The organism is Psychrobacter urativorans (genome assembly GCF_904846695.1).
GTDB classification, from domain to species: domain Bacteria; phylum Pseudomonadota; class Gammaproteobacteria; order Pseudomonadales; family Moraxellaceae; genus Psychrobacter; species Psychrobacter urativorans.
In genome coordinates, this window is the sequence record NZ_CAJHBR010000005.1 from 159,636 (window position 1) to 166,989 (window position 7,354).

12 protein-coding genes and 1 pseudogene are annotated in these 7,354 nt (G+C 37.9%); 8 read left to right on the forward strand and 5 right to left on the reverse strand.

Annotated elements, in window-relative coordinates:
- The first annotated feature begins 110 nt into the window (after nt 1-110).
- From JMY09_RS05750 to JMY09_RS05770, 6 genes are all read left to right on the forward strand, one after another.
- Complete coding sequence (locus tag JMY09_RS05750; protein ID WP_201622641.1) at nt 111-545, forward strand: hypothetical protein; 435 nt, start codon at nt 111-113, stop codon at nt 543-545.
- Between the two features lie 186 nt (nt 546-731).
- Nucleotides 732-1,082, forward strand: a complete 351-nt coding sequence (locus tag JMY09_RS05755) for a hypothetical protein (protein ID WP_201622642.1) — start codon at nt 732-734, stop codon at nt 1,080-1,082.
- 33 nt (nt 1,083-1,115) lie between these two features.
- Nucleotides 1,116-1,754, forward strand: a complete 639-nt coding sequence (locus JMY09_RS05760) for a tetratricopeptide repeat protein (protein ID WP_201622643.1) — start codon at nt 1,116-1,118, stop codon at nt 1,752-1,754.
- Between the two features lie 226 nt (nt 1,755-1,980).
- Nucleotides 1,981-2,151, forward strand: a complete 171-nt coding sequence (locus tag JMY09_RS14510; protein ID WP_227677186.1) for a helix-turn-helix domain-containing protein — start codon at nt 1,981-1,983, stop codon at nt 2,149-2,151.
- On the forward strand, nt 2,152-3,135 hold the full coding sequence (locus JMY09_RS05765) for an RNA-guided endonuclease InsQ/TnpB family protein (RefSeq protein ID WP_227677189.1): 984 nt from the start codon (nt 2,152-2,154) through the stop codon (nt 3,133-3,135).
- A 329-nt stretch (nt 3,136-3,464) separates the two neighbouring features.
- Nucleotides 3,465-3,893, forward strand: a complete 429-nt coding sequence (locus JMY09_RS05770; RefSeq protein WP_201622644.1) for a hypothetical protein — start codon at nt 3,465-3,467, stop codon at nt 3,891-3,893.
- A gap of 241 nt (nt 3,894-4,134) precedes the next feature.
- Here JMY09_RS05770 and JMY09_RS05775 read toward each other — a convergent pair whose 3' ends face one another.
- The gene (locus tag JMY09_RS05775; RefSeq protein WP_201622645.1) at nt 4,135-4,401 is read right to left on the reverse strand and encodes a transposase; all 267 of its coding nucleotides are present in this window, start codon (nt 4,399-4,401) and stop codon (nt 4,135-4,137) included.
- A 214-nt stretch (nt 4,402-4,615) separates the two neighbouring features.
- On the opposite strand from JMY09_RS05775, the pseudogene JMY09_RS05780 reads away from it, so the two are divergent.
- Together JMY09_RS05780 and JMY09_RS05785 are read left to right on the forward strand one after the other, a co-directional pair.
- Nucleotides 4,616-4,903 (forward strand): annotated as a pseudogene (locus JMY09_RS05780) (helix-turn-helix domain-containing protein); the annotation flags it as partial.
- Nucleotides 4,904-4,911: 8 nt separating this feature from the next.
- The gene (locus tag JMY09_RS05785) at nt 4,912-5,313 is read left to right on the forward strand and encodes a transposase family protein (RefSeq protein ID WP_265088001.1); all 402 of its coding nucleotides are present in this window, start codon (nt 4,912-4,914) and stop codon (nt 5,311-5,313) included.
- Between the two features lie 5 nt (nt 5,314-5,318).
- On the opposite strand, the gene JMY09_RS05790 is transcribed toward JMY09_RS05785, so the two are convergent.
- The 4 genes from JMY09_RS05790 to JMY09_RS05805 all read right to left on the reverse strand — a co-directional run bounded on the left by JMY09_RS05790 (nt 5,319) and on the right by JMY09_RS05805 (nt 6,964).
- Nucleotides 5,319-5,489 (reverse strand): hypothetical protein, encoded by a 171-nt coding sequence (locus JMY09_RS05790; RefSeq protein ID WP_201622646.1) that lies wholly within the window; start codon nt 5,487-5,489, stop codon nt 5,319-5,321.
- The gene (locus JMY09_RS05795; protein ID WP_265088002.1) at nt 5,464-5,760 is read right to left on the reverse strand and encodes a transposase; all 297 of its coding nucleotides are present in this window, start codon (nt 5,758-5,760) and stop codon (nt 5,464-5,466) included. The genes JMY09_RS05790 and JMY09_RS05795 overlap by 26 nt, the downstream gene beginning before the upstream one ends.
- Before the next feature lie 150 nt (nt 5,761-5,910).
- On the reverse strand, nt 5,911-6,228 hold the full coding sequence (locus JMY09_RS05800; protein WP_201622647.1) for a hypothetical protein: 318 nt from the start codon (nt 6,226-6,228) through the stop codon (nt 5,911-5,913).
- A gap of 58 nt (nt 6,229-6,286) precedes the next feature.
- A complete protein-coding gene (locus JMY09_RS05805) occupies nt 6,287-6,964 on the reverse strand; it encodes a hypothetical protein (RefSeq protein WP_227677188.1) in 678 nt (225 codons plus the stop codon).
- Nucleotides 6,965-7,354 lie beyond the last annotated feature (390 nt).

Consider the following 7,354-nt stretch of genomic DNA (forward strand, 5'->3'; position numbering starts at 1 on the left):
AATAGCCTACTGCAAACCAAACTATGGTAGTAGAAACCTGAATTTCATCACGTAAAAAAGAGAACACTGCTATATAGCAGTGTTCTCTTATTATATTTAAAGGGAAAATTATGCGTTCTTTGCTTCTAACGACAATGTGCTTAACGGGCAGTTTAGCTCTAATGGCTTGTAGTAACTATCGAGCCGACACCACCGATAATAATAAGCAACCGACAATAGAAGTACCGGTAGCGTCAGCGGCATTTACCGCTTTTGGCAATAAAGAAAAAAGTTGGCGGACAGTGGTTGAAGGAAATAAATTAAGTGTAGAAGCAGATTTCTTAAATCCAACAACCGTTATGGTCGTGGGCTCTGGTTCTACCGATACTCAAGGTGTTGAATACGCGAGTACAGTAAATGGGCAACCTATTATTTTGAATATACTAAAAAACATTTGTATCGATGATAATGGCTATCAAAATGAATTTACTGCGACACTAAGTTATGCAGGCAAAACATATCAGGGTTGTGCTGTTGCTGGTGCAATAGAAACTGCGCCTACATAGGAGGCAGCCAACGTATACCAATGAGAGTGATTATATTGCATAGTCTTGGGCATGAAAAATTTGTCAAAATAACCAATTAGACCCTTTCACTGGTTTGGTTACCTATATAGGGATCGAACGTATTCCAACAACAGTAAAAATTGTTAATTTATATTTTTATGTTAGGTGATAGGGGTTAATAGCTTTATGAGAGATGAATTAGAAAATACTAAGTCCACACAGAAAAACTCAATTCATAGAAAAATTGGTTTAGGCATTTATATTATATTTGCTTTGATCTATTATTTTTTTATGAAAGACATGTTTCTTGATGGAACTTTCTTCCTCATAGTAGGTATAGCGCTTCTTTTAATTATTATATTTAAATTCTTTAAAAACCATACTTACGATTTTCAGGTTATAGCGGTTTGTATGTATTTTCTTATATTTGGTTCAGTCCATATTCTGCAATTGAGTCCATTAATTTTAGTTGTAGCTAGCATTGTATTAATAATAGTTACGATATTTCCAAACTCAAAGGCAGTTAAAAAAGGTTAGTGTTACCTTGATTAACTAAAAGGACAAGCCGTTATGAAAAAGAAACTAGCAGTATTTTTGCTTACTAGCATTATGCTGACAGGGTGTAATAAAGCCACTAATACTCAGATGAATAGCATTCAAAACAATGTTCCAACCGTGAAATCCGATGTTGAGAAGGATTTTGAAGATCTCACAGTACAAGCTAATCTAGGAGACGCTTCAAGCCAAGGACAATTAGGGCTTATATATTACTATGGTAAAGGCGTTCCTCAAGATTATTCAAAAGCATTTTATTGGTTACAACAAGCAGCTAACCATGGAGACAAAGAAATGCAGGGGATGCTGGCATTGATGTATGAGAAGGGTCAAGGCGTGGATCAAAACGATGCTAAAGCGTTTGAGTTATATAAAGATTTAGCCAATGACGGTATTGACTTATACCAGTCAAAAATTGGAGATATGTACCTTAAAGGTAAAGGTACAACTCAAAGTGATGCGAAGGCTTTTGAGTGGACGCGCAAGGCAGCTTTGCAAGATCTTCCCATGGCTCAATCAGGGCTGGCAGTATTCTATGAGAAAGGTATCAATGTACAGCAGGATAAAAACAAAGCGCTAGAATGGTATCAAAAGTCTTGCAGCAATGGATATCAGTTTGCCTGTGCTGAGTATCGAAGACTTTATCAAAAATAGATATATAAAACTTAAATACTTTCTAAAAAATTAAGGTTATAGCCTACAGTTCGATGTCTGTATAGGGAATCAATGAAACCCAATATTTCTATCTAACGTTATTTTCCATAACGTCTGTTATGGGAAGAAGGGTTCGATAACAGTTACCTAAGATATATCTAATCCTAGCCATTTATTATCAAAATAAGTAATTTCTATATCAATAAAAAGAGGCTAAACAAGCATTATGATCCGTGATCATATCATTGAACTCAAACCAAACAACGTACAGGCGAATCACTTTGCTCGTGCTTGTGGTGTGGCGAGAAAAGCCTATAACTGGGCTTTATATGAGTGGCAACGGCAGTATGCGCTTGATAAGGCGTATCGTGATGCGTGTTTAGCGGCTGGCATATAGATTGATACTAAAAAGCTAAATAAGCCCTCACAGGCGAAGCTCAGACGCGAATTGAATGCCATTAAGCGCGAATTATTCCCTTATATGTTAGAAGTGACCAAATGTGCTCCGCAACTGGCAATCATGCAACTGGGTGATGCTTATAATAATTTTTTTAAGGGCTTGGCGAAATATCCAACAGCTCGCAAGAAAGGACATGACGATAGGTTTAGCTTATCCAATGACCAATTTGCCATTAAAGGCAAGTCCATTCGCATACCCAGTTTAGGCTGGGTTCGTATAAAAGAACTGCTACGTTTTGACGGTAAGATTATGTTGGCCACCATCTCTAAGCGTGGCGGCAAATGGTTTGTCAGCATGGCCGTTGAGATGCAAGAAGTCGCACTTCCTGCTAAAAAGACAGGTAAAAGCGTGGGTATTGACCTTGGTATTACTGATTTATTGGTTTTATCAGATGGTACTAAAATCAAAGCACCAAAACCATTGGGTAGGTATTTAAGAAAACTAAGAACACTCAATAAAAACCTAAATCGTACCAAGAAAGGTAGCAAAAACAGAGAAAAAGCAAAAACTAAGCTCTCTCGTTTGCACTACAAAATCAGGTGTATTAGGCAGGATTCTCTCCATCAGATCACAACAAAGCTAGTTAAAGAGTTTGATGTGATTGCAATTGAGGATTTAAACGTCAAAGGCATGGTTAAAAATCGCAGATTGTCACGGGCCATTAGTGATTTGGGTTTCTTCGAATTTGAGCGACAGCTTATTTACAAAACCGATGAGCAAGGTAAGACAGTTAAATCGGTTGGGCGCCTTTATCCCAGCTCAAAAACCTGTTCAAACTACAATCATATCCTTGGTAAAGATGAGCTAACGTTGAAAATGCGCGATTGGATCTGTCCTGTATGTCAGGTTTCTCATAACCGCGACCTCAACGCCAGCATCAATATTTTAAATAATGCGACTGTCATCTTAACAGCCGCATAACCCCCTTTTATTGGACGGTGAGTTCCATCGCCAATTAAAAAAGTCTGTGGAGTCGTGGTCAGTCTAAGTCTCAAACGAGAGGTAGCGCGTGACAATGAAGCAGAAAAAAACATCAAACCTAACCAATAGTTAATATTAATTAGGTTTGAGTAAGATTTTGGAACGGCTGCTATCTAGTTAGGACTTGAATGTGAATCTGTAGGCTAATAGTATCAGCGTTTTAACTCATTGAAATAGTCGCAGTGTACTTCAAGGTGTACATACATTCTATTCGTGATCTATGCGGAAAAGATTAGAATAAAAAATCACTAAATAACTCGGATTAATTCATGCCACTTAAAAAATTTATGATGATTTTTATGCCGTATCTGGTTATTTATATTGTATATTTAATTTATGAAATGACAATCGCTAATAATGTTGACGTTAAAGGTTGGTGGCCATTGGCACTAATCTTTACAGCGCTGTACCAAGCCTTGGTCTCCATAGTATATTGTGTCATTGATAAATTATCTCCGTCGTCTTATCAATATACAGCTGTCTATGGCTTACTATTTGCCTTACCCTTTGCGATAATTTTTCTGATTAGTGAGATTTTTTATCCGATTAATTGGTATGCGGTTAGTATGGAAGAGGTCGAATTGACTGCGGCACAAGCGGTGGTACAAAGTTCTCTTTTTTTACCAGTTACGATAGGTATGATTCTATTGACTCATTTAATCATGAGGTGCCTGATATGCCTTAGAAGTATTCGATAGGTATACATATAAAAAACTCTCATCATAAATAGCTGAGTATGATAATAGGCTAAGCCACTCTAGAATTATTAGCATTTTTGAAACTGCCATTTCAATAATAATTCGGCAGAAATCAGGATTTTCTATGCCTATGGTTTATGCTTTCATTGCATCATAGGCATAGAAAGTATAGTTAATTCGCAATAAAAGAGATACAACCCATATCCTTAAAGAGTTTAGGCGGATTATTCTCCATATAGCCCTAGCGTAGAAATTTTACCTGTGCCCATTTTTTCTCGATAGCGTTCAGATCAGGGCTATAGGGTGGCCGCCATAAAATACGATGACCGTACCTATTTAGTAATTCTTGAATACGCTTGCTGTTATGAAAGCGGGCATTATCCATAACAATCACACATTTTCTCTTAAGGCTTGGAATCAACGTGTACTTGCACCAATCATAGAATATGCTGCTGTTGATGTTCTGCTCAAAGTAATCAGGCGCAAACAGCATTTCTTTATAGAGCACACCAATAGACCTCTTGCAAAAGTATCAGAGAATTTTACAATAACCAATACATTCACAACTGGCTAGGAACCATGCCAAACATAGATAAGCTTCTCAAACAAAGCAATGCAGGCTTTAAACGCTACACGGGCATTCATAAAGCCACCTTTTATGAAATGTTAGCTGCCATGAAGCACAAAAGACCAAATAAGGTAGACCAAGCGCGCTTAGTCTTGAGGAACAGATATTACTAGCCCTTACTTATTGGCGTGAATACCGGACGCTGTACCACATCAGTATGGACTTTGGTATTCATGAGTATTCTGCTAGCCGTATTATTCGTAAAGTAGAATATATTCTTATCAATTCAGGCAAGTTTGAATTGCCCAAAAAGCTCCCTAGTAGAGTTGATGACGATATTAATTGGTCAGTCGTCATTGTCGATGCAACCGAAACCCCTATTGAGCGTCCAAAAAAAACCAAAGAAACTACTACAGCGGCAAGAAGAAACAACACACCTTAAAAGCGCAGGTGATCGTCCACTGGAAAACAGGCTTAATATTAGATGTTCAAACGTCTAAAGGCTCTATTCACGATTTTAAGTTGTATAAAGATACTTGTCCTTATTGGCTTCCTGACAATGCTAAATTACTAGCAGATAGTGGCTATCAGGGCATTGCAAAGTTACATGAACAGAGCTTCACCCCCTTTAAAAAGCCACGTGGGGGTCAATTGTTAGAGCTCTGCAAACAAGCCAATCAGTATCTCGCTAAGTTTCGCATTATGGTTGAACACAAAATAGGCTTAATCAAACGGTTCAAAATCGTCGCCCATAAATATCGTAACCGTCGTCAGCGCTACGATCTTAGAATGAAGCTATTCGCTGGTATCGTTAATTTCGAGCTTGGCTTATCACTTTTGCAAGAGGTCTAATAACGTTAATTCGCTTTTTTTTGCCGATTGTAGCTGTAAATATAGGGTTTGCCTATCGCTGCATAGCCATAAGGACGAATAGTTTCGGCTTCGAAGCCAATTTCATCCATATACACTATGGGATAACCTTGCTGTGTAAAGCTATCAAACTTACTTTGATACGTCGCTTTTTTCATCGGACACGTTTTTGGATGTTCCAAGGTATTTTTTTTGACTGATGCCAAGGCGCTTTAGCGCGATCTCAATGCCTGATTTGCTACAGCCTAAACGCTGTGCTCGCTCGTACATGTAATCGTCCGGATATTGCGTGACTTCTTTAAGAAGTAATTTATTCGTTATTTTATTTGGTGGTTTATCCCGAGTTTGTTTGATAACCTGATTTTCCAACCAACGTTGTAATGTGGTTTTACTAATATTATAGAAAGTACAAGCCTGACGAATACTCATATCCTTGTTTTCGACACTTTTAATCACTTGTGCTCAAAATCTGCTGAATAGGTCATGTGTTGTTCTGGCATCTCATCAGTTTTAAAACGATTGTATCTTATTTATGAAAGACCGACTATATCAGCAATGGTATTAGATTAACAGATCCCTTTAAGTCAGCTGCTTTGCTTTATCAGCCACGCGCATATCAAAACCACAATCAGAGCGTTTGTTCTTATCTGCCAACGTTAAGTCAGATTGTGGCAGCGGCTTATTTGAAAAGTTTGGTCTTATGCCGTGGGTTAACTTATTGAAATCACTGTCGCTCATATCTGTTGCGGCAAGTGATTGGTCTAATCCGCTCGTGGCTGTATTAAGATGATTGTCCTCTGATGCGCTCTTAGCTGTACTCTTACTGTATAGCGCATCACAAGACATCAAACTTAACCCAAGTATCATTAAACCTGTTACTTTATATAGAACATTCATTGCAGCTCCTTATTTTATATAGCTTACGTTTTCACAGTCTGTCGTTAAATATGGGGCGTTATATCCACTGCCTAAACCAAAACTTAACCTTTTCCCAAAATGATATTTGAGGATGGCTGTCTTGTTTGGATGTACTATGAGTATTAACTGAATCGGTACTATTACTCAACCCCCTTTTATCAGCGCCGCTAGGGAACGCAGCGTTCAGCTTATTGCAGGTAGGATATTTGGCTTGCAGCTTCTGTAAATAATATTCCTGATCCTCTCCTATAAACCCATCTAATATGCCGATACCATCGTGGCTATCATGGCGACAACTGCCGTTTTCTCGGTTCCATGCTAAAAAAGACACTAAAGGTTTGCCAATTATTAATTTATCGTCTTTACAGCTTAAGGTCGCTAGTGATGCTAATGCGTAATCTGTAGACTTAAAATCACTTGTAGGATAAGCCAAGCCAATAATCAAGTCATTTGTCTTGATATTTTTTAACTCAAAATCACTTTGCCAATGTTCAGGCTTAGAGTAAAAAAACCACATTCTAAGGGTACGAAAGACAAAGCGTGGATTGCTAAATTGCAAGTCGAAGCCTTTTTGCTGATTATCCATTAGTGTGGGCTGAGATGATTGCAGACGAGCAATAAATACATCATTTGGTGAATGCGGTATACAAGCCCATACCGTTTGCATCGACAAAAATAGTATGATCAAAATAGGCATGCGATATAAAAAACGCATTTTGTAATCCTTCTTTCACAAGTCAACCCACTGATAGTTTATGTGGTACGAATAATAAGACGATAAATATCACAACATAATGTCCAGAAAAACCAAAGCAATATAGCAGCACATGAACCCAAGCCGATAACAATAGTGCTTATTCTAATACCGCCATCCAGACCCCCATTCCAAATATGAGGTGCGATAGGTGGACCCATCGTAGCAATAAATGCCAAGAAGAACCCTAGCATTACTATAAATCCTGTAATTGTAAGGCGTATTGTAACTATCCCCTAAACTAACACAGCTCAAACGTAGAATTTCTTATAAAATACCCATAAGGAGTTTTGATATGAGCAAACGAATGACTGAGACCCAAATAGTATCAATATTAAAAGAAGCAGAAGC

Excerpts from the sequence above, each read along its gene's own strand:
- JMY09_RS05750 (WP_201622641.1), top strand. The coding sequence starts at position 111 with ATGCGTTCTTTGCTTCTAACGACAATGTGCTTAACGGGCAGTTTAGCT.
- JMY09_RS05755 (WP_201622642.1), top strand. The coding sequence starts at position 732 with ATGAGAGATGAATTAGAAAATACTAAGTCCACACAGAAAAACTCAATT.
- JMY09_RS05760 (WP_201622643.1), top strand. The coding sequence starts at position 1,116 with ATGAAAAAGAAACTAGCAGTATTTTTGCTTACTAGCATTATGCTGACA.
- JMY09_RS14510 (WP_227677186.1), top strand. The coding sequence starts at position 1,981 with ATGATCCGTGATCATATCATTGAACTCAAACCAAACAACGTACAGGCG.
- JMY09_RS05770 (WP_201622644.1), top strand. The coding sequence starts at position 3,465 with ATGCCACTTAAAAAATTTATGATGATTTTTATGCCGTATCTGGTTATT.
- JMY09_RS05790 (WP_201622646.1), bottom strand. The coding sequence starts at position 5,489 with ATGAAAAAAGCGACGTATCAAAGTAAGTTTGATAGCTTTACACAGCAA.
- JMY09_RS05795 (WP_265088002.1), bottom strand. The coding sequence starts at position 5,760 with ATGAGTATTCGTCAGGCTTGTACTTTCTATAATATTAGTAAAACCACA.
- JMY09_RS05800 (WP_201622647.1), bottom strand. The coding sequence starts at position 6,228 with ATGAATGTTCTATATAAAGTAACAGGTTTAATGATACTTGGGTTAAGT.
- JMY09_RS05805 (WP_227677188.1), bottom strand. The coding sequence starts at position 6,964 with ATGCGTTTTTTATATCGCATGCCTATTTTGATCATACTATTTTTGTCG.